The organism is Vibrio sp. Y58_MX_L22, assembly GCF_024181865.1.
Lineage (GTDB): Bacteria > Pseudomonadota > Gammaproteobacteria > Enterobacterales > Vibrionaceae > Vibrio > Vibrio alginolyticus.
The window spans coordinates 261,568-281,371 of sequence record NZ_JAMZAN010000004.1 but is presented as its reverse complement, the minus strand read 5'-3'; the positions used below and the strand labels follow the sequence as shown (position 1 = coordinate 281,371).

Annotated in this window: 16 protein-coding genes; 10 read left to right on the top strand and 6 right to left on the bottom strand. The window is 44.0% G+C overall.

Annotation, left to right across the window (positions count from 1 at the left end; all coding sequences use genetic code 11):
• The first annotated feature begins 10 nt into the window (after nt 1-10).
• The 3 genes from NL626_RS11775 to NL626_RS11765 all read left to right on the top strand — a co-directional run bounded on the left by NL626_RS11775 (nt 11) and on the right by NL626_RS11765 (nt 3,862).
• Complete coding sequence (locus NL626_RS11775; RefSeq protein WP_005376899.1) at nt 11-1,372, top strand: L-serine ammonia-lyase; 1,362 nt, start codon at nt 11-13, stop codon at nt 1,370-1,372.
• Nucleotides 1,373-1,584: 212 nt separating this feature from the next.
• Nucleotides 1,585-3,300 carry an EAL domain-containing protein gene (locus tag NL626_RS11770; RefSeq protein ID WP_238966974.1) on the top strand — a complete coding sequence of 572 codons (1,716 nt, stop codon included), beginning with the start codon at nt 1,585-1,587 and terminating at the stop codon, nt 3,298-3,300.
• Between the two features lie 94 nt (nt 3,301-3,394).
• The gene (locus tag NL626_RS11765; RefSeq protein ID WP_064368577.1) at nt 3,395-3,862 is read left to right on the top strand and encodes a GNAT family N-acetyltransferase; all 468 of its coding nucleotides are present in this window, start codon (nt 3,395-3,397) and stop codon (nt 3,860-3,862) included.
• 89 nt (nt 3,863-3,951) lie between these two features.
• On the opposite strand, the gene queD is transcribed toward NL626_RS11765, so the two are convergent.
• Nucleotides 3,952-4,314, bottom strand: a complete 363-nt coding sequence (gene queD / locus NL626_RS11760; RefSeq protein WP_005376896.1) for a 6-carboxytetrahydropterin synthase QueD — start codon at nt 4,312-4,314, stop codon at nt 3,952-3,954.
• A 293-nt stretch (nt 4,315-4,607) separates the two neighbouring features.
• On the opposite strand from queD, the gene NL626_RS11755 reads away from it, so the two are divergent.
• Both NL626_RS11755 and asnS read left to right on the top strand, forming a co-directional pair.
• Nucleotides 4,608-6,233, top strand: coding sequence for a methyl-accepting chemotaxis protein (locus tag NL626_RS11755; protein ID WP_054729078.1), 1,626 nt, complete (start codon nt 4,608-4,610; stop codon nt 6,231-6,233).
• Nucleotides 6,234-6,422: 189 nt separating this feature from the next.
• Nucleotides 6,423-7,823: an asparagine--tRNA ligase gene (gene asnS, locus NL626_RS11750; RefSeq protein ID WP_017636101.1), complete on the top strand. Its 1,401-nt coding sequence runs from the start codon at nt 6,423-6,425 to the stop codon at nt 7,821-7,823.
• A 91-nt stretch (nt 7,824-7,914) separates the two neighbouring features.
• Here asnS and NL626_RS11745 read toward each other — a convergent pair whose 3' ends face one another.
• Together NL626_RS11745 and NL626_RS11740 are read right to left on the bottom strand one after the other, a co-directional pair.
• Nucleotides 7,915-8,139: a hypothetical protein gene (locus NL626_RS11745; RefSeq protein WP_033905633.1), complete on the bottom strand. Its 225-nt coding sequence runs from the start codon at nt 8,137-8,139 to the stop codon at nt 7,915-7,917.
• Nucleotides 8,140-8,237: 98 nt separating this feature from the next.
• Nucleotides 8,238-9,629: a PLP-dependent aminotransferase family protein gene (locus tag NL626_RS11740; protein WP_171344301.1), complete on the bottom strand. Its 1,392-nt coding sequence runs from the start codon at nt 9,627-9,629 to the stop codon at nt 8,238-8,240.
• A 258-nt stretch (nt 9,630-9,887) separates the two neighbouring features.
• Between NL626_RS11740 and NL626_RS11735 the strand changes: the two genes are divergently transcribed.
• The 3 genes from NL626_RS11735 (at nt 9,888) to NL626_RS11725 (ending at nt 12,185) form a co-directional block, all read left to right on the top strand.
• The gene (locus tag NL626_RS11735; RefSeq protein WP_017636104.1) at nt 9,888-10,118 is read left to right on the top strand and encodes a hypothetical protein; all 231 of its coding nucleotides are present in this window, start codon (nt 9,888-9,890) and stop codon (nt 10,116-10,118) included.
• 245 nt (nt 10,119-10,363) lie between these two features.
• Nucleotides 10,364-10,663 carry a hypothetical protein gene (locus NL626_RS11730; RefSeq protein ID WP_005376885.1) on the top strand — a complete coding sequence of 100 codons (300 nt, stop codon included), beginning with the start codon at nt 10,364-10,366 and terminating at the stop codon, nt 10,661-10,663.
• Nucleotides 10,664-10,994: 331 nt separating this feature from the next.
• Nucleotides 10,995-12,185, top strand: a complete 1,191-nt coding sequence (locus NL626_RS11725; protein WP_017636105.1) for an amino acid aminotransferase — start codon at nt 10,995-10,997, stop codon at nt 12,183-12,185.
• Between the two features lie 89 nt (nt 12,186-12,274).
• On the opposite strand, the gene NL626_RS11720 is transcribed toward NL626_RS11725, so the two are convergent.
• On the bottom strand, nt 12,275-12,916 hold the full coding sequence (locus NL626_RS11720) for an outer membrane beta-barrel protein (protein WP_253657375.1): 642 nt from the start codon (nt 12,914-12,916) through the stop codon (nt 12,275-12,277).
• A gap of 314 nt (nt 12,917-13,230) precedes the next feature.
• Here NL626_RS11720 and NL626_RS11715 point away from each other — a divergent pair, with 314 nt between their 5' ends.
• Complete coding sequence (locus NL626_RS11715; RefSeq protein ID WP_033905640.1) at nt 13,231-15,120, top strand: DUF294 nucleotidyltransferase-like domain-containing protein; 1,890 nt, start codon at nt 13,231-13,233, stop codon at nt 15,118-15,120.
• Between the two features lie 8 nt (nt 15,121-15,128).
• Nucleotides 15,129-15,848 (top strand): 3'-5' exonuclease, encoded by a 720-nt coding sequence (locus NL626_RS11710; protein ID WP_213903911.1) that lies wholly within the window; start codon nt 15,129-15,131, stop codon nt 15,846-15,848.
• 69 nt (nt 15,849-15,917) lie between these two features.
• Here NL626_RS11710 and NL626_RS11705 read toward each other — a convergent pair whose 3' ends face one another.
• Together NL626_RS11705 and NL626_RS11700 are read right to left on the bottom strand one after the other, a co-directional pair.
• A complete protein-coding gene (locus NL626_RS11705; RefSeq protein ID WP_005376880.1) occupies nt 15,918-17,801 on the bottom strand; it encodes a methyl-accepting chemotaxis protein in 1,884 nt (627 codons plus the stop codon).
• Nucleotides 17,802-18,032: 231 nt separating this feature from the next.
• Entirely contained in the window at nt 18,033-19,604 is a 1,572-nt protein-coding gene (locus tag NL626_RS11700; protein WP_005394723.1) for a BCCT family transporter, read from the bottom strand.
• Between the last annotated feature and the right edge of the window lie 200 nt (nt 19,605-19,804).

Genomic DNA, 19,804 nt, shown 5'->3' with positions numbered 1-19,804 from the left:
GGTAATCGATATGATTAGTGTTTTTGATATCTATAAAATCGGTGTTGGACCTTCAAGCTCACACACTGTAGGCCCAATGAAAGCGGGTAAAGAGTTTATTGATGATCTTCGTGCAATGGGAAAACTGCGCGACATCACTAAAATCACCGTTGACGTTTATGGATCACTATCACTGACAGGGAAAGGTCACCACACAGATATTGCTATCATCATGGGTCTTGCAGGCAACACTCCTGAGAAAGTTGATATCGATTCTATCCCGGGCTTTATCGCTCGTGTAGAAGAAACTGAACGCCTTCCTGTTGGCATGCACTGTCACACAGTATCGTTCCCACGTGAAGGTGGAATGAACTTCCACAAAACAAACCTAGAGCTACACGAAAACGGCATGCAGATCCACGCTTGGATTGATGACGAAAAGGCGTACTCAAAAACTTACTACTCTATCGGCGGTGGTTTCATCGTTGATGAAGAAAATTTCGGTAAAGAAGCTGAAAACCCAGTAAAAGTACCTTACCCGTTTACAACGGCAGAGGAACTGGTTAACCAATGCCACGAAAGTGGATTGTCCATCAGCGCACTAACCATGAAGAATGAGCATGCGCTTCATTCAGATGAAGAAACTCGTACTTATTTCGCAAACATCTGGCGCACAATGCGCGAGTGTATGGATCGCGGTATGAATGAAGAAGGTATTTTGCCTGGTCCACTGCGTGTGCCTCGCCGTGCAGCAGCACTTCGCCAGCAGCTACTTACTTCAGAAAAGACAACAAACGACCCAATGTCTGTTGTTGATTGGGTAAACATGTTTGCTTTCGCAGTAAACGAAGAGAACGCAGCAGGTGGCCGCGTTGTTACAGCACCAACTAACGGTGCGTGTGGCATCATCCCTGCGGTACTGGCTTACTACGATAAGTTCATCCAAACTGTGACTGAAAAAGATTACATCCGTTACTTTGCAGCTTCTGGCGCAATCGGTGGTCTTTACAAGCGTAACGCGTCGATCTCTGGTGCAGAGGTTGGCTGTCAGGGTGAAGTTGGCGTGGCATGTTCTATGGCAGCAGCAGGCCTTGCTGAGCTTATGGGTGGTAGCCCAGAGCAAGTATGTATGGCAGCAGAAATCGCAATGGAGCACAACTTAGGTCTAACGTGTGACCCAGTTGCAGGTCAGGTTCAGGTTCCATGTATCGAGCGTAACGGTATTGCGGCAGTAAAAGCAATCAACTCTACTCGTATGGCACTACGTCGCTCTTCAGCTCCAACTGTTTCTCTAGATAAGGTTATCGAAACCATGCTAGAAACAGGTAAAGACATGAACGCGAAATACCGCGAAACATCTCAAGGTGGTCTAGCAATCAAAGTGATTTGCTAACACGCCTTTCTGAATACCAATCAAAACCCGAGTTTATGCTCGGGTTTTTTTATACCTAAAAAAACCAGGAAAATGCGTTATCAGGACAAGTAAAAAAAAACCTAAAACGTTGAATATATCCAAATATTATGGATATCTCAGTAAAAAATCACATCTCTTCCCTAGCTTTATTGATAACGTAGCCAAAAATTAAACTTGGAGCACATCAACACATGATTAGGTTTGAAATTGGAAACCAAATCTGCGTTTGCTTGTCCGAAAACGAAATATCTCTAGAGCTCAATCAGTCACTCCACCACTCCATTCCTGTCAACCCAAATGAGTACGCCATTCTGTCAACTATCGCCACATACGGCAGTTTAAATACGCCGATTAGTCAGCGGTTAATAGAAAGCAAAATCACTCAACAATACAAAATGACACTGCCTGAAAATGGCTTTAAAAACGCGGTGGCCGCTCTAAGAAAGAAATTTCGCAAGCTCACGGAAGAACATTTAACCACTAACAAAAACATTATCGAAAACATTCACCGGACCGGATACTTCATCCCTTTTACTATGCAAAACAACCATCAGAATGGCATCGAACATCAACAGAAGATCAATCAATACACAACCAATAGTCTTCGCAAAGCGCTTCGTATTTGCCTGCGTAATAAAAAAATCTATTCAGAAGCAATGTGGGTTGTGTTGATCACTGCGATCATTTTCTTTGCTATCTGTTACTACGCGATAAACAGCATCGTTAAACATAATTATCTGGATAACGCCTTCGAAATTGCAGAGAACCTTTCCCGCAGGAGTTGCTTTGCTAATGAAAGCGAACTGAAGTCACTATTTGATAATGTGAAGTTGGTGGAATCGAGCATGATGCTAGATCGTTTCAATATTCGATGCTTAGTCACTCCAGAAACCGTTGTCCCTGTCAGCAAAAAAACCTTTGAAGAGTGGAGTAACAATAACAATTATACGACCCAATCATTTGACTTAAATAACGCAACTGTTTTGGTTCGTGTTAAAAACATTAACTTATCCGACAATGTTGAAAATCATATTTCACGTTTTTTTCTTTCCGGTATGAAGCTATCAACGAATACCGGAACGTCGTTAGAGATTGGTAACACCAATGAACGCTTTTTCAATTATCACGTAAAGAATAGTGGCTATAAAGAGGTGTATTACATCTCTGGACCGTTTCAAAGTATCATTCTACTGAGCTTACTTTTTCTCATTATACTGCGTCACCGCTCCCTACAAGCCTTTATGGCTTACTTGTGCGCAATTCGACAATTCAAAATAAAACTGGAACCGATTTATAACACTTCGGCACAAAAGATTGTGCACTACGAAGCCCTCTCCCGGTTTAAGGTAAAAAATACGCAACGGTTTATTGAAACACTGATCCGCAATGGATTGCTGCTAACTCATACCTTACTGGTGATTGATTCGATCTACACCAAACAAAAAGCGTTGCCCATCCCTATCAGCATTAACGTTTGTCCTTCTTTGCTGCGAGGGCGTAACTTTTCAATCCTATATAGAGAGCTATCTAATCGGGATTGCCGTTTGCTGACAATCGAAATCACAGAAAATGCATCGATGTACTATACCTCAGAGATTTATGGCAATGTCGCAAAACTAAAAGCTCTGGATTGTAAAATCAGTATTGATGACTTTGGCACCGGCAATAATAATGTGGCGCTTATCAGCAAGCTGAATCCGGACTATCTCAAAATCGACCGAGAATTTGTTATTGGCCTAAAAACTGATGATAAAAAGATAGAAACCTTGCGTCAGTTAATTGCTATGGGCAATACGTATCGCTGCACGGTCATTGTTGAAGGCGTAGAAACGGCAGACAGTGCTCACTTACTCACAACATTGGGCGCATACATTCACCAAGGTTATTATTACCCTCTTCATTGCTAGCTTTTCTTCACTCGGTTAGTTACTTAAAATAGATTTAATACTCTATAAAAACTCGTGGTGGCATAACGGTATGCCGCCAATTTGTGATTGAGCGATGATTGCGATTAAACCCACCAAACTGAAAGATTTTTCAAGTTTGATGCAATTGGATGTGCAAGAAGAGCAAAAAGGATTTTTTACACCGTTTGAAATGGCTTATCAAAAACGTAGTAAGTCAGAGGCGTTCTTTACGATTTATTCTGATGATCTATTAGTAGGCTATCTTGTTATCGATAAAGGTTTCTCCCAACATGCGCCGTTTGCTAAACGATACGAACTGGAGCTTAAATACTTGATGATTGATCAACATTTCCAACGTCAAGGGGTTGGGAGTGAGGCATTGCGTAAACTCTTCCTTTATGCGTATACCATTAACCCTAAAAGCACCTCTCTTTGCGCCACTGTTCCACAAAGTCAGCAATACGCTATTAGTTTTTTTGATGCGTGCGGATTCATTAATACAGAGGAAACAACATTGGGTGATAATGAAAAAGAATGGATTCTACGACATCCATTAAGCTAGCAGGCGAAGCATAATCAAAATTGGGGCATTCAGATACAACAAAGGCAAGCTTCTCGCTTGCCTTTGTTTAATGCTCAATAGAAAGTGACTTATTCGCCTTTGTAAATACAACCAGCTGTGCACGTTTCTTTGATTTCTACTTTACTTAGCAGTGGTAAGCTTGGCTTAAGCTGCTGCCAAATCCATTTTGCTAACACTTCGCTAGTCGGGTTCTCTAACCCTTCAATGTCGTTTAGGTAGTAATGGTCTAAGCGATTGTAAATTGGTTTAAATGCAGCTTTGATCTCTGCAAAATCCACTACCCAACCTGTATGTGGATCAACTTCACCTTCTACATAAAGACGAACAAGGAAAGAGTGTCCGTGCAAACGACCACACTTGTGACCTTCTGGTACGTGTGGCAAATGGTGTGCTGCTTCGAACATAAACTCTTTGTATAATTCTGTTTTCATCTTGATTCTCAGGCTTTAAAAAGACAGGCAATACTAAGGAATTCGCTGCCAAGAGACAAGCGTTACCCCATACAAGCGTAGCAAAAACTTCCGCTGGTTCCCGGCCTCTTTGCTATCACTCACACCAAAGCGCCGTATTTCTGTCACGCGCCAAACATTTGATTACACAGCACTAACATCACAATTACATATCCCCAACATGTGTGGGGTCACAATCATTCATTTCGTTGTTCGCAGTGCGCATTTGTGCACATTAATATTGTGCAGTTCGTTCCAATTACACTTATAAATTTATGCGCTCAACTATCACTTTTAAGCTCTTACTGGCGTTAATTGCTGTCTTCAGCTGCGTTCTAGCTGCCTCTACGGCTTACCAATACCATCAACAAAAAACCTTAATCAATGATGTTCTTAGTGAACAACTCCATGATAAGGCTAGTAATTATTTCGACAGCCTAAATATGATGATGCTTACGGGCACCATGTCGCAAAAAGAAACCTTACGTCAAAAGGCCCTGGCCCAAGAAGGCATTGAAGCAGTTCGCGTGTTGCGAGCTGACGCTGTGACCAAACTTTACGGACCTGGGCAACAAAACCAGCAGCCTGTCGATGATATTGATCAACGAGCGTTGAATGGTGAACTGGTGATTGAACCAATCTCAGCCGATTGGGGCAAAGGGTTAGTAGTCGCGCTACCAATGAAATCGAGCGAAAATTACCGTGGCACCAACTGCGTTTCTTGCCACGTTGCACCAGCAGGTGAAGTGTTGGGCGCGATTCGCTTGGAATACAACATGAATCATGTCAATTCAATGATCAGTAAACAGGCAATGTTTGCGATGGGAATAATGGCCGTAATCGCATTTGTGGGCTTCATCATAACGATGAGTTTGATTCAAAAAATCATTGTACGACCAATTCAAAGAACGTCGAAATTCATGTCGAATGTGAGCCATAGCAAAGATCTATCTCAACGACTTATGCATCACCAACAGGATGAAGTGGGCCAACTTTCTACAGCAATCAATTCATTCATGGATACGGTCTCCGAAAGCTTAGAACGTGTGCAAGACACCTCTCACTCACTTGCCGACTCCGCGAGTAAACTAACTGCTGTCGCGCAGTCCACAGATAAAGCGGCCAATAACCAACAGCTAGAGACCAACGAAGTACAAAGTAATATCACCGATATGTTGCAGCAACAAACTGCGGTTGAGGACTCGACTAACAACGCTACTGTTTTGGTCAATCACACCGTTGATGTCGCCACTCATAGTGCAAGCCAAGCACACAACGTCAGTGAAGACATCAAACAACTAGTAAGTAACATTGATACCGTACGGGAAAAAATCAGCTCTCTAAATCAAAGAACCGAAGAAGTGTCGTCCATTCTTGTGGTTATTAAGGGTATTGCAGAACAAACCAATCTGCTCGCGTTGAATGCTGCTATCGAAGCCGCCCGTGCCGGAGAGCAAGGACGCGGTTTTGCGGTCGTCGCGGAAGAAGTGCGTAACCTGGCTTCTAGGACGGCTGAGGCCACTGGTAATATTGAACATATCATTTCTCAATTCCAGCAAGGAAGTGAAGAGTCATTAACTTCTGTTGATACCGTCTGCCAGTTTGCTCATCAACGCTCTGTCGATGTCGAGGCACTATCAGCCACAATGCATAACGTTGTTGACGAAATGCGCCAAGTGCTCAGACATGCAGAAGATATCCAAAACCAGACGCAAACCACATCTGATGTAAGTCAGCATATTCAATCTAAAATAGATGTGATCACACTGCATGCTAACGACACATCGCAATCAGCATCGCACACGCGTGATATTAGTGTTGATTTAGAGCATCTATCCGAACGTTTAGAGCAATTACTAAACCAATTCACACTTTCAGAGCACAAAAGAGTGAATAAATAGAGAGATTCTCCCCATCAAAACGAATATAAAGGTTGATGCGAGCGAATTGACAGGTAATATGTCTCGTTGAATCTGTAAAATGCTACCCAACTCAGCGCTTAGCTTGTTTTTTGAACAAAAATGTTATTAGACAAGTACTTTAAGTAAGCGTTGAGTTGAATTTTTACCTCAATGGAGAATATTGAAAACATGACTTACGCGCCTGTATCAGACGTTTTGAAAGGTCAGCTAGCAGTAGACAGTGAAGTAACTGTTCGTGGCTGGATCCGTTCACGTCGTGATTCCAAAGCTGGAATCTCTTTCCTTGCCATATATGACGGCTCTTGTTTCGACCCGATTCAGGCCGTGGTCCCAAATAATCTTAATAATTACGAAGACGAAGTATTAAAGCTAACGACTGGCTGCTCTGTTGAAGTAACTGGTAAGATTGTTGAATCTCCTGCAAAGGGTCAAGACTTCGAACTTGCTGCCACTGACGTTAAAGTGGTTGGTTGGGTTGAAGATGCTGAAACTTACCCAATGGCAAAAACTCGTCACTCTATCGAGTACCTACGTGAAGTTGCGCACCTACGTCCGCGCACAAACGTAATCGGTGCAGTAGCACGTGTACGTAACTGCCTATCTCAAGCAATCCACCGCTTCTACCACGAGCAAGGTTACTTCTGGGTATCTGCGCCGTTGATCACGGCTTCAGATGCTGAAGGCGCTGGTGAAATGTTCCGTGTATCTACGCTAGACATGGAAAACCTTCCTCGCACTGACGCTGGTAAAGTGGACTACAACGAAGACTTCTTCGGTAAAGAGACGTTCCTAACCGTATCTGGTCAGCTAAACGCAGAAGCTTACGCTTGTGCGCTAAGCAAAGTTTACACTTTCGGCCCTACTTTCCGTGCTGAAAACTCAAATACAAGCCGCCACCTAGCAGAGTTCTGGATGGTTGAGCCTGAAGTTGCGTTCGCAGAACTGGATGATGTAGCGAAACTGGCTGAAGACATGCTCAAGTACGTGTTTAAAGCAGTGCTTGCAGAGTGTCGCGATGACCTTGAGTTCTTCGCTCAACGCATCGACAAAGAAGCAATCACTCGTCTAGAGCAGTTCGTTTCTTCTGACTTCGCGCAGGTTGACTACACTGACGCAATCCAGATCCTTCTTGATTCAGGTCGTGAGTTCGAATTCCCAGTTGAATGGGGTATCGATATGTCTTCTGAGCACGAGCGTTTCCTTGCTGAAGAACACTTCAAAGCACCTGTAATCGTTAAGAACTACCCGAAAGACATCAAAGCATTCTACATGCGTGCTAACGATGACGGTAAAACAGTTGCAGCGATGGACGTTCTAGCACCGGGCATCGGCGAAATCATCGGTGGTTCTCAGCGTGAAGAGCGCCTAGACATTCTAGATGCACGTATGCGTGAAGTGGGTATCGATCCTGAACATATGAGCTGGTACCGCGACCTACGTAAATACGGTACAGTGCCACACGCAGGCTTCGGTCTAGGCTTCGAGCGCCTAGTATCTTACGTAACTGGTATGGGCAACGTTCGTGACGTGATCCCATTCCCACGTACTCCTCGCTCTGCGAACTTCTAATCACTTTTTAGTGATATTGAATTAAAAAGACCTCCCATGTGGAGGTCTTTTATTTTGTACGAATGATTTTCTAGCAACCGGTGTATGCACTCTAGTTGTTATCTTCGTCGTCATCCTCATCTGCTCGCGCTGCGTATTTTACTCCAACCACACACAAGCCAAACATCACAAATGGGATAACGGCAGCAGTGTATTCCGTCCAAACCATATGAGAGAAAGATTTCGCCAATATCAAGTGTGCAAACACCAACAAAAATGCGCTAAAAATAGCAACACCCATCAACCTAAGTTCATGCTTTACCAACTGCTTTTTCATTACGGCTCCTAACCTAAATGGTTGTCTGCCCATGATTGAAACACAGCTTCGGTATCGTCCACTGATACAGTTTGAGCAAAAAACAGGTAAACAGTTGGCTAATGAAGTAATTCTCCGACCGTCTTCACGGCTTGTTCTAATTCATCATTTACAGGTAACGATGTATTAAGCCTCAGGTAGTTCTCATAATTTGGAGCGACAGAAAACAACTGACCAAATGCTACAGTGATGTTCGCTTCCAATAACTTTTGATAAATCGCTTTTCCGCACTTTGTTTTCGGCAGTTCTATCCAAAGAAAATAGCCGCCTTCCGGTTGCGTGTAACGAATCGATTGGGGAAAGTACTTATCAACCAGTTCAATAAACGCCAATTGCCGCTGCTCAAGATTCTTTCGCAGTTTTCTAAGATGGCTATCATAACTATCGTTTTGCAAGTAATGCGCGATACCCTGCTGGATTGGTGCACTGCCTGACAACGTCGAGATAAGTTGCAGCTTTTGAAGTTGCTCATTGAAGCGTTTGTTTACCACCCAGCCCAGCCTATAGCCAGGGCAAAGGCTTTTTGAAAATGATCCACAATGCAACACGCGCTCTTGTGTATCAAAAGCTTTAAGTGAGCTTGGCTTTTTTTCAGAAAAATAAAGCTCTGAATACACATCATCTTCGATCAAGTACACATCGTATTTGTCAGCCAGTTCGACGATACGTTGCTTCTGCCCGTCACTTAATAAGGTTCCTGTTGGATTGTGAAAGTTAGTCATTAACCAACATGCGCGAACATCATTGCCGGCAAAAGTCGCTTCAATTTGATCCACTGAATGTCCAGTTAACGGATCCACCGTTATTTCTATCGCCTTTAGACCTAAACGTTCAATCGCTTGAAGTGCGCCATAAAACGTCGGTGATTCAACTACAACAGTATCTCCAGGCTGGGTCACGGCCTGAAGGCTCAAATTCAATGCTTCTAATGCGCCAGAAGTAACGACAATATCATCATGGGTAAACACCATACCTTGTTGGATGTACCGTTGAGCAATCAAACGGCGTAGAGACTCACAGCCCGGCGGCAAGTTATCCAATAACGTCTCTGCCCCCATCTTCCTGCCTGAGCTGGCTAGGTTGCGGTTTAGCGCTTCTAATGGGAACAATGCAGGGTCTGGAAACGCGGAGCCAAACTTCACCGCATTCGGTGAGGCCTGATTTTTGAGGTAGTCGTAAAGTTCATCGTTGATGCTGGAGCGATAAACGGAAGTGGCTGGAGAACTCGGTTCGAAGCGGTCCAACTCCGCAGTAACAAAGTATCCAGACTGAGGTTTCGCTGCGACCCAACCTTGTGCTTCGAGCAGCTGATAAGCTTGTAATACCGTACCTGCGCTGACAGAATGGTTTCGGCTTGTTACACGCACTGATGGCAGCTTTTCCCCTGCTCTCCAAGTATTTTGCTGAATCTGCGTTTTGAACAGCTCAGCCAGTTGACGGTATCGGTTCATGTTTCCCTCATTTCACTTACAGCCGCACCATAGCATACTTCGCGCCAGCATTCTGATATGGGAGTATTCAATTTAGCAACGTAATTTATCAATCTTATAATAGATATTTCAGCCACGAAGTGAGCGTTTATATCCCATACTTTGACCGTTACACACATATTGCCTCACATCTTTGCAATACCTAAAAGCCAAGGTTTTACGTTGGACTGAGTGCGTTAAACTCACTTCGAACTACTGTCTTTAAATCAGGAGGAAGCGATGAAAGTTTTTACAATGGACGATCTCTCGTATCGCGGAAAACATAAAGGTGTACATAGTTGGGACCATCCTGGCAGTACCACCCCTTATTATTGGCATCCTGATTGGCTGCATATCGCTGAAGATGCTTTGGGTGAACACAAAAAGGCTGACCTTGAAGTCCCTGATGGAGAAACAGCGACAGAAGAGCATGCAAAAGCGGCGATTCTCAAACACTTGAATGACGAGTAGTTTAGGCTCTATCACCGTTCAAGAATAGCATTAGGTAGGCGAATCCATCGTTGTATGCTTTAAACACAAATAAAGCTAAAACCTGCCAAATAGTAAATTCTTCTGAATGAGAAGTACGCATCTTCTATAGCGTTCAAAGGGCAAAATAAGTCGATTGTTATCACATTAATTTTCATTACATCTGTTACATTTAAATAGTAATGGTGATGCACACCTCAACTCATGGATTATGAGAGAAAACAATAATGGCGAAATACAACGAAGAAGATATTAAATACAAAGGTGAATCCAACGGCGTACATTCTTGGAGCTCTCCTTCCGGCCAACCTTATTACTGGCACCCAGATTGGCTACACGTTGCGGAAGATGCGACGGGTACGCATCCGAAGCAAAAACTTGAAGTTGAAAAGACAGAAGTACCAACCGAAAAGCACGCATTAAAAGCGATCTTAAAGCATATGAACGACTGGGCGACTGAAAAACTTTCTTCTAACCCTGACATCGAAACCAATGCGGTTGAGTCGGAAATCAATCTGAAGAAATAACCCCAACCGATATCCATACTCTAACAGTAAACGCTCCACCTTTGGTGGGGCGTTTTTGTCTCAACAAATCCTCACTAGACAATTATAAACGTGTTAACGCAAAGCACTGAATTGAAACGATTGGGATGTGTGCAAAACTTCTCCAACCATGGCATAAATGCCCTTCAAACTCTGTGCCTACCAAACGTTTTCATGGCAAAAACTTTAGTTATGTTAGAATTCTGTTTCAAATCGCAACTTTTTTAGGTTTTCTTTTCAGTAACGGTTGTAACCAATATTGCTGAAAGGTATAAATGTTAGCACACCCCTTCGATTAACATGGATGAAGATTATGTTTGAAAAAGTAGTTGCCGCTCCGGCTGACCCTATTCTTGGCCTTACTGAAGAGTTTAAAAAAGATGCTCGCGCAGACAAAATTAACCTTGGCGTAGGTATTTACAAAAACGAGCAAGGCGAAACTCCCGTTCTTGCGACAGTAAAGAAAGCTGAAGCAGCACTTGTTGAAACTGAAAAAACCAAATCTTACCTAACCATCGAAGGCACAGCAGAGTACGGCATTGCAGTGCAAAAACTGCTTTTCGGCTCTGATGCAGAAATTGTAAACGAAAAACGCGCTAAAACAGCTCAAGCTCCGGGTGGTACTGGTGCACTACGTGTTGCCGGCGAGTTCATTAAACGTCAACTAGGCGATGTAAAGATCTGGATCAGCAACCCAACATGGGCGAACCACAACGGCGTATTTACTGCTGCTGGTATCGAAACGGCACAATACAGCTACTACAATGCTGAAACAAAAGACAAAGACTTCGATGCGATGCTAAATGATCTGCAATCTGCATCTGAAGGCGACATCGTGCTTCTACACGGCTGCTGTCACAACCCTACAGGGATCGATCCTACGGCTGAAGAGTGGGAAACATTGGCGAAACTTGTCGCAGAGAAGAAATTGCTTCCTCTGTTCGACTTCGCCTACCAAGGCTTTGCTAAAGGTGTGGAAGAAGATGCTGCAGGTCTTCGTACTTTTGCTAAATACAACAAAGAAATCCTAGTCGCGAGCTCTTTCTCGAAAAACTTTGGCCTATACAATGAACGCGTAGGTGCCTTCACGTTAGTAGCTGAGTCAGAAGAAGTCGCAACAACCGCATTTTCTCAAGTTAAAGCCATTATTCGCTCTATCTACTCTAACCCACCTGCACACGGCAGCGCTGTCGTGACTCACATTCTTGGCAACGCCGAAATGCGTGCGGAATGGGAAGCTGAAGTAGCAGAAATGCGTGACCGTATTCAAGAAATGCGTGAACTGTTTGTAGCGACACTAAAAGCAGAGGGTGTGGACGCAGACTTTAGTTTCATCGAACGTCAAAATGGTATGTTCTCTTTCTCTGGTCTTTCTAAAGAGCAAGTTAACCGCCTTAAAGAAGAGTTCGGTATTTACATTGTCGGTTCTGGCCGAATCAGTGTTGCTGGTATGACGAAGTCAAATATGGGCCCTCTATGTAAAGGCATTGCAGCGGTTTTATAATCGACTGTCGCATACTTTATTAAAAGGAAAGGTCAGCATAAGCTGACCTTTTTTGTTTTAACTTAACGCCAAAAACGAACCCGTCCGATCTAGTAGACAAACTTCAAACTCAGCCCTACTTCATTGACGTAATCTGAGCTTTCACCGCTGTAATCAGTATCTCTAAACTGATAAAAAAGACCAGTGCCGATGACTTTATGCCATTGGTAGTTAAAACCGATCTTAAAATTGTTCTCATCAACGATATCACTACGGTTCAACTCCACTTCAGCTGTCGCAATAAGCTTTTCACTGAGCAAGTAATTCACCCCAACAGTTACAGCTTGAATCAATTCGCTATCGGAAGACAACGTATTATCCGTTTTGTCGTCCGTCGCTTTCGCTTTGATTGCGCCTATTCCATATAGCCCGTAGATATCGAATTGCTCTGTAACTCCATAACGGTAACCACCACCAAACAAAAGGCGGTCAATGCGAAGAGTAAAATCATCCGGATGGAAAAACTGCGCTGAGTAATCAACATTAAACAACCAGTTCTCAGTAAACAAATAGTTACCACCGAGTCCAACTGTGGTCGCATTAGAGTTATCTAACCATTCTTCGTTTGTCGTTCCGGCACCAACATCCAAATGAATGTGTTCGTACCCAAATTTTTCTGCTTGGTCCATGACCGCTGCGCTTGATATCGCCGGCAAAGCAGCTAAAGAAACAAGCAATAAATTTCTCACCATTCGACTTCCTTTCATGAGAATTATCTAAACACTGTATTCCATCGCCTGAGCTACTTGGCTCAAGAAGAATAGCTTAATCTAAAGACGTGATAACGATCTGAAACAGCCAAAGATCTAATCAGTCATCACGAAGAAAACATATCGACGACGTCTTTTTCAATTGAGGTGACCATATAGTAGTAAAAATGAAGCTCCCTTATCGTGCGATATGTCAGAATCTTATGACTGAGCACGAAAATCGCGGTTCAGATAAGACTCTGTTTTAAAACTAAGTTAAGATTACTTTATTATTTGCGAACTAAAAGGCGCCTTCGATGGATGCAGAACTTCTCGAGATTTACAACTTTCTCGCCAAGTATCCCCCGTTCAATGAACTCCCTGAAGAAACACTAAACAAGGTGACAGAGAGTGTCGAAATCTCGTACTACCGAGAAGATACCCCCATCATCCATTTTGGAGACTATATCCAAGATTTATACGTGGTGCGAAGCGGTGTTGTTGAAGTTTATCGACGCAAAGGTGAGCTGTATAATCGCCTTGACGAAGGTGACCTATTTGGCCAGATGGGCATGCTCACCAATAACAAAGTCCGCTTTCCGGTAAAAGCCATTGAGGATACCCTGCTCTACTGTATTCCTGGTGACATTTTCCAAGAAATTTACGATAACTTTGATTCCTTTGCGGATTTTGTTGAAGTTGAAAATAGCGCTCGTTTACGCCAAGCCATTTCAGAAAACAAAGACGCCAATGACCTGACGACGTCGAAAGTGAAAACCTTGCTGACTGGCGATGCTCATACGATTGATCGTGGTCAGACAATCCAGCAAGCCGCGCAGCAAATGGCGAATGACAACGTATCGGCTTTACTTATCGTCGACCCAGATTTCGTTCGTGACGAAGACGATCCACAGTCCCCAGTACTTGGTATCATTACTGACCGTGATTTGTGTACCCGTGTGTTAGCTGAAGGTTTGTCCCCACAGGACGATGTGTCCAGTGTGATGACCACGGAGGTCATGTCTCTTGACCACAACGCTTACATCTATGAAGCAATGTTAACGATGCTGCGTTACAACGTACATCACCTACCAGTGGTAAAAAACCAATTACCAATCGGTATTATCGAAACAACCGACATTGTTCGTTATGAATCTCAGAATTCGTTGTTGTTGGTGAGTAGTATTTTCCAACAACAGACTATCGAAGATTTAGCCGTTGTTGCCGAAGAAGTGAAAAGCAGCTTCGTGCGTCTGGTCAATGAAGATGCCAACTCTCACATGGTGGGTAGCGCGATGTCGGTCATTGGCCGAAGCTTCAAACAGCGTCTGCTAGAAATGGCAGAAGAAGAGCTTGGCCCACCGCCAATTCCTTATTGTTTCCTTGCACTTGGCTCAATGGGGCGAGATGAGCAACTGTTGGTGACTGACCAAGATAACGCCATCATTCTAGATGAGACCTATCAAGAAGAGAAACATGGTAAATACTTCGAAGCCCTAGCAAAATACGTCAGCGATGGGTTAGATGCCTGTGGCTACAAATATTGCACAGGTGATATTATGGCAACCAACCCACTATGGCGCATGACTCGTTCAGAGTGGGAAGAGTGTTTTGCTGACTGGATTGATAACCCGAACCCGAAAGCACTACTCAACGCCTCCATCTTTTTCGACTTGGATGGTGTCTATGGCCGCTTAAAATGGGCAGAACAGTTAACTAGCTTTATTGTTCGTCGCGCTCGAAAGAACAACCGCTTCTTAGCGTGTTTGGCTCGTAACGCACTAAACAGAACACCACCTCTAGGCTTCTTTAAAGACTTCGTGATGGAAAAAGATGGCAGACACAACAACTCCATCAACCTCAAACGTCGCGGTACTGCTCCTCTGGTCGACTTAATTCGCGTTCACTCTCTGGCGGTTGGTTCACGTGCACAGAACTCGTTTGAGCGTCTTGACGACATTATTGATGCTGGCATTTTGCCAAAAGGTCGAGCACAAGACTTAAAAGACGCGTTAGAATTTATTTCCATGGTACGTATTCGTCACCAAGCGACGGATGTGGAACTAGGCATTGAGCCTGATAACAATATCGAACCGGAAAACCTCTCTGAGTTTGAACGTCGCAACCTAAAGGATGCATTCCAGATCCTAAGCAATGGTCAAAATTTCCTTAAGTTCCGCTACCAAGCGAACAAGAGCTTTAAGTGAGGTTTAGCATGATTAAAAAGCTCTTTCAGAAGCCAACCATTCAGTGGCCAACGAAGTTTGAACAAAAGCTGGAGATGGCGAAGGATGAGAATTTAATTGCGTTTTATAGCAACAGGCCGCCTGCTCCAGAAACACCGTTATCTGAGGTGGAGTTCGTGGCGTTAGATTTCGAAACGACGGGTTTGAATCCTGAAAAACATGACATCATTACTATTGGTTTGGTGCCGTTTAACCTGAAGCGAATTTTCCTACGTAACTCGCGTCATTGGAAGGTACGTCCACAGCGTGCACTCGATGAAGATTCAGTCATTATACACGGTATTACTCACAGCGAATTGATCGATGCACCTGACTTAGGCGATATCTTAAGCGAGCTGCTACCATGCTTAAGCGGGAAAATCATTGTTGTTCATTACCGTCGTATCGAGAGAGAGTTTCTGGATAAAGCGCTCAAAAGCCGTTTAGGGGAAGGTATTGAGTTTCCTGTTTTAGATACGCTGCACCTTGAAGAAACCATTCAACAGAAACGTTCCGGCTCTCTCTGGGAGCGTTTAAAAGGGAAAAAGCCAGAATCGGTTAGGCTAGCGCAATCTCGACGCCGTTATGGGCTGCCAGACTATACGCCTCACCATGCATTAACCGATGCAATTGCTACCGCAGAGCTACTGCAAGCGCAAATCGCCCATCATTACAGTGAAGAGCAACCCATCAGTGAGTTCTGGCTGTAGTATACTTCACGCTTAATAGCGATCAAAAAAGGAGCCAGATGGCTCCTTTTTACTTAGGTTGAGACAAGATTACAGCTTAAAGCGTTGAATCTCTTGTTCAAGTTCGTGTGATAGCTCAGACAGGTGAGCAGCTTGTTCTGCTGCTTGATGAGCTTCGACTGACAACTCGTTAGACACGTCACGAATACCTTCAGTATTACGAGTGATCTCAGTGGTTACCGATGCTTGCTCTTCTGCTGCTGAAGCAATCTGCGTTGCCATATCACTGATACGCTCAACAGCAGTGTGGATTTGCGTCAAGCTCGCTGCAGCCGCATTGGCATCATCAACACTGGTATCAGCTAGACGACGACTGTCACCCATAATACCGACCGCCTTGGCTGTTGTGCCTTGTAGCATCTCGATAGTTTCTTGAATCTCTTGCGTTGAAGCATGAGTACGCTGGCTCAATACGCGGACTTCATCTGCAACCACAGCAAAACCACGGCCTTGCTCACCTGCACGTGCCGCTTCGATCGCCGCGTTCAGTGCAAGTAAGTTCGTTTGCTCTGCAATGCCTTGAATCGTTGATAGAATCGTATTGATGCTATTTCCGTGTGCTTCTAGCTCTTGAATCACATCAGTAGCAACTTGAACTTCTTGCGCTAAGTTCTGAATAGAGCCTTGCGTTTGAGTTACTTGGCTAGAACCATGTGAACAAGCTTGAACCGCTTCTTCTGAATTACTTGCCGTGCTATCAGCATTACCTGCAATTTCTTGTGTCGCTGCTGCCATTTCGTTCACAGCCGTCGCCACCATGTTGATTTCATCTTGCTGGTAAGAGATACGCTGACTACGCTCCTCAGCTTGCTGTGCTGTCGTGCGTGCTTGCTCTGAAAGCGCAGAAGATACGTGGCTAAGCTTAGTAACCATTGTGTGCATGTTGCCAACAAAACGGTTGAAGTTTTCCGCCAGTTTACCTACTTCATCATCACTGCGTGGTTCTAGGCGTTGCGTTAAGTCACCTTCGCCAGATGCAATTTCTTCCAGTGCATTTGATACGCGGTTCAAGTCACGGAACAAGAAACCAACTAGCCAAGAAACTGCAAGAATAACCACAATCGTGATCGCCACAGCAGTAAACAATAGATCTCGTAGCAATACCGCATGACCAGCTTCTTCTGTTGCACGATCCATTTCAATCGCAAACATCCAATGCGTACCAGGAACTTTATTGAAGTAGTAAAGCTTCTCTTTTCCTTTGATTACCGTATCTTCGATACGACCTTCATCGGCGGCGCGCTCAATTGCCTCTTCTGAAAAATCTTTTAGAACACTGGTGATAGGCTTAAGCGTCAAGCTTTTATCTGGATGCGCTAAAAAGGTGCCTTCATTCATGTCGATTAGCATCGCATGCGCGTTTTCACCTGCATCTAAGTTAATCACATCGCTGATAAGCTGATCGATCAGTACGTCTGCACCAACAACACCAACAAACTGACCATTTTTCATTACTGGCTCAGCAATGGTCACAAGTAGTGCATTCGTGATTGCGTCTTGATATGCGGCTGTGATGATTTGCTTACCCGCTGCATCAGCATCCTTGTACCAAGGACGTGTGCGTGGGTCATAATCAGCACGGTTACGCTCCGGATGAGAGCGGTACATGTCACCGTTTGGTGTACCAAGGAAGATGTCATCGAAGCCACCAGCCTTGCGAGCTTGTTGTAGGAAAGGAACAACGTCTTGCTCGGTCGAGTAGTCGTTGAACGCAGTGGCAATATCTTTACGGATATTGACCCAATCAGAAATTCCCTCTGACGCAGTAGTACTAAGACTTTGCGCACGTGAATAGACACCTGAACGAGTCTGATCAAATAATTGACCAGCCGACAACCAAGTAAGTGCTGTTGCCATCACAACAACAGCAGAAAGGCTTGCGCCTATAAGCTTTTGTTTTAATGATAATTTCATATTTATAGTTTTTTGAGTTGGGAGAACAGTTAAGGTGCATGAATATTACACACTTTTTTACGACTATTCACTAATTTTTAAAAAACAAAATAGCACATTAACTCTTTGTAAAATATGAACTTTCATGTGTCATTTTTTTGTCTCGAGCGTCATAAAAACCGCACAAAAAAAGCCAGCAAATTGCTGGCCTTTTGATTAATTGTTAGTCAGGCGGTTTTATAAAATGCCGAATTACTGACGCTCTGTTCTCATACCCATCAATAAGCTCACACACATTGCAAGCAGAATGAAGGTAAATGGCAGTGCTGTAGAAATGGCACCTGCCTGAAGAGCTTGAACCGCCTCGGAGCCACCAATCCACAGTAGAGCAACCGCAATTGCACCTTCCATAAATGCCCAGAAAACACGTTGAAGTACAGGAGCGTCGACTTTACCGCCCGCTGTGATGCTGTCGATAACAAGTGAACCAGAGTCAGAAGACGTAATGAAGAACACAAGTACCAGCACAACAGCGATGATAGAAAGCATGCTACCAAATGGAAGAACATCAAACATTTGGAACATAGCAAGTGATACGTCAGTCAAGCCATTTGTGCCCAGCTCACCTACTTTATCAACAACTTGCTCGATCGCCAGGCCACCAAATACAGACATCCAAACAACGGTAACCGCCGTTGGAACCAGTAGAACTGCTGTGATGAACTCGCGAACGGTACGACCACGAGAAACACGCGCGATGAACATGCCTACGAATGGTGACCATGAAATCCACCAAGCCCAGTAGAATACTGTCCAGCCTTGGAACCATGCCTCATCTGTACGACCAAACGGGTTACTTAGTGGAATAATATTCTCTACGTATGCCATAAGTGTGGTTGGAATCGAGCCTAAACTCGCCGCCCAACCGATAAGACCAACAAGAATCAGTAGCAAGAACGCCACAACCATGTTGATGTTACTAATGACTTTAACGCCACCATCGATACCACGTACCACTGAAACAACAGCAAGTAAAGTCACCACGGTAATGACGACGATTTGTAGGCCAAGGCCTGGCTCAACACCAAATACGTGATGAATACCACTTGCTGCTTGCTGCGCACCTAGACCTAGGGATGTAGCAAGACCAAATAAAGTCGCAAGCACAGCCAGAATGTCCACAATGTGGCCAGCCCAACCCCATGCACGATCACCCAGAAGTGGGTAGAAGATCGAACGCATAGATAGCGGTAAACCTTTGTTGTAGGCAAAGAATGCTAAAGAAAGTGCTACAACACCGTAAATTGCCCATGGGTGAAGGCCCCAGTGGAACATCGTTGCACCCAGTGCCAATCTCGCGGCTTCTGGTGTATTTGCCTCAACACCAAGTGGCGTTTCATACCAACCGGTGAAGTAAGCGACAGGTTCTGCAACACTCCAGAACATTAAACCGATACCCATACCAGCTGCAAATAGCATTGCAAGCCATGACATAAACGAGTAATCGGCAACAGCGTCTTTACCACCTAGTCGGATCTTACCCATTGGTGAGACGATAAGCGCCAAACAGAAAATAACGAAAATGTTACCTGCAATAATGAACAACCAATCGAATGAACCAATAATTTTCCACTTCAGCCCATCAAGTGCCGTCTTTGCGGTATGTGCATCTAGAACTAATGCAGCGACAAGAAACAGCGCAATTAAACCTGCACTAATACCAAAAACTGGGTTATGAACATCAAAACCCCATTTTTGAACGTTGTCCTGACCTACCGTATAGTCGGTACTATCGATACTGTACTTATCTATACCCTTTGTCATCGTTCCTCTCTATTTTTGTAGTGTTTTTACGTACCAAACAAAAAAATCTTTCGAACACGATACGTTTTGCATTCCGTGAAGGCGCAAGATCCTATCATTTGACACGTTTTTGTCTATCTTTTTGCTATTAAAAAATCCAATAACTTACTTTTCACTGTGTGGTTACGGCCTCTGATAGAACAAATCACTACTACAATAGT

Excerpts from the sequence above, each read along its gene's own strand:
- NL626_RS11775 (WP_005376899.1), top strand. The coding sequence starts at position 11 with ATGATTAGTGTTTTTGATATCTATAAAATCGGTGTTGGACCTTCAAGC.
- NL626_RS11770 (WP_238966974.1), top strand. The coding sequence starts at position 1,585 with ATGATTAGGTTTGAAATTGGAAACCAAATCTGCGTTTGCTTGTCCGAA.
- NL626_RS11765 (WP_064368577.1), top strand. The coding sequence starts at position 3,395 with ATGATTGCGATTAAACCCACCAAACTGAAAGATTTTTCAAGTTTGATG.
- queD (WP_005376896.1), bottom strand. The coding sequence starts at position 4,314 with ATGAAAACAGAATTATACAAAGAGTTTATGTTCGAAGCAGCACACCAT.
- NL626_RS11755 (WP_054729078.1), top strand. The coding sequence starts at position 4,608 with ATGCGCTCAACTATCACTTTTAAGCTCTTACTGGCGTTAATTGCTGTC.
- asnS (WP_017636101.1), top strand. The coding sequence starts at position 6,423 with ATGACTTACGCGCCTGTATCAGACGTTTTGAAAGGTCAGCTAGCAGTA.
- NL626_RS11745 (WP_033905633.1), bottom strand. The coding sequence starts at position 8,139 with ATGAAAAAGCAGTTGGTAAAGCATGAACTTAGGTTGATGGGTGTTGCT.
- NL626_RS11740 (WP_171344301.1), bottom strand. The coding sequence starts at position 9,629 with ATGAACCGATACCGTCAACTGGCTGAGCTGTTCAAAACGCAGATTCAG.
- NL626_RS11735 (WP_017636104.1), top strand. The coding sequence starts at position 9,888 with ATGAAAGTTTTTACAATGGACGATCTCTCGTATCGCGGAAAACATAAA.
- NL626_RS11730 (WP_005376885.1), top strand. The coding sequence starts at position 10,364 with ATGGCGAAATACAACGAAGAAGATATTAAATACAAAGGTGAATCCAAC.
- NL626_RS11725 (WP_017636105.1), top strand. The coding sequence starts at position 10,995 with ATGTTTGAAAAAGTAGTTGCCGCTCCGGCTGACCCTATTCTTGGCCTT.
- NL626_RS11720 (WP_253657375.1), bottom strand. The coding sequence starts at position 12,916 with ATGGTGAGAAATTTATTGCTTGTTTCTTTAGCTGCTTTGCCGGCGATA.
- NL626_RS11715 (WP_033905640.1), top strand. The coding sequence starts at position 13,231 with ATGGATGCAGAACTTCTCGAGATTTACAACTTTCTCGCCAAGTATCCC.
- NL626_RS11710 (WP_213903911.1), top strand. The coding sequence starts at position 15,129 with ATGATTAAAAAGCTCTTTCAGAAGCCAACCATTCAGTGGCCAACGAAG.
- NL626_RS11705 (WP_005376880.1), bottom strand. The coding sequence starts at position 17,801 with ATGAAATTATCATTAAAACAAAAGCTTATAGGCGCAAGCCTTTCTGCT.
- NL626_RS11700 (WP_005394723.1), bottom strand. The coding sequence starts at position 19,604 with ATGACAAAGGGTATAGATAAGTACAGTATCGATAGTACCGACTATACG.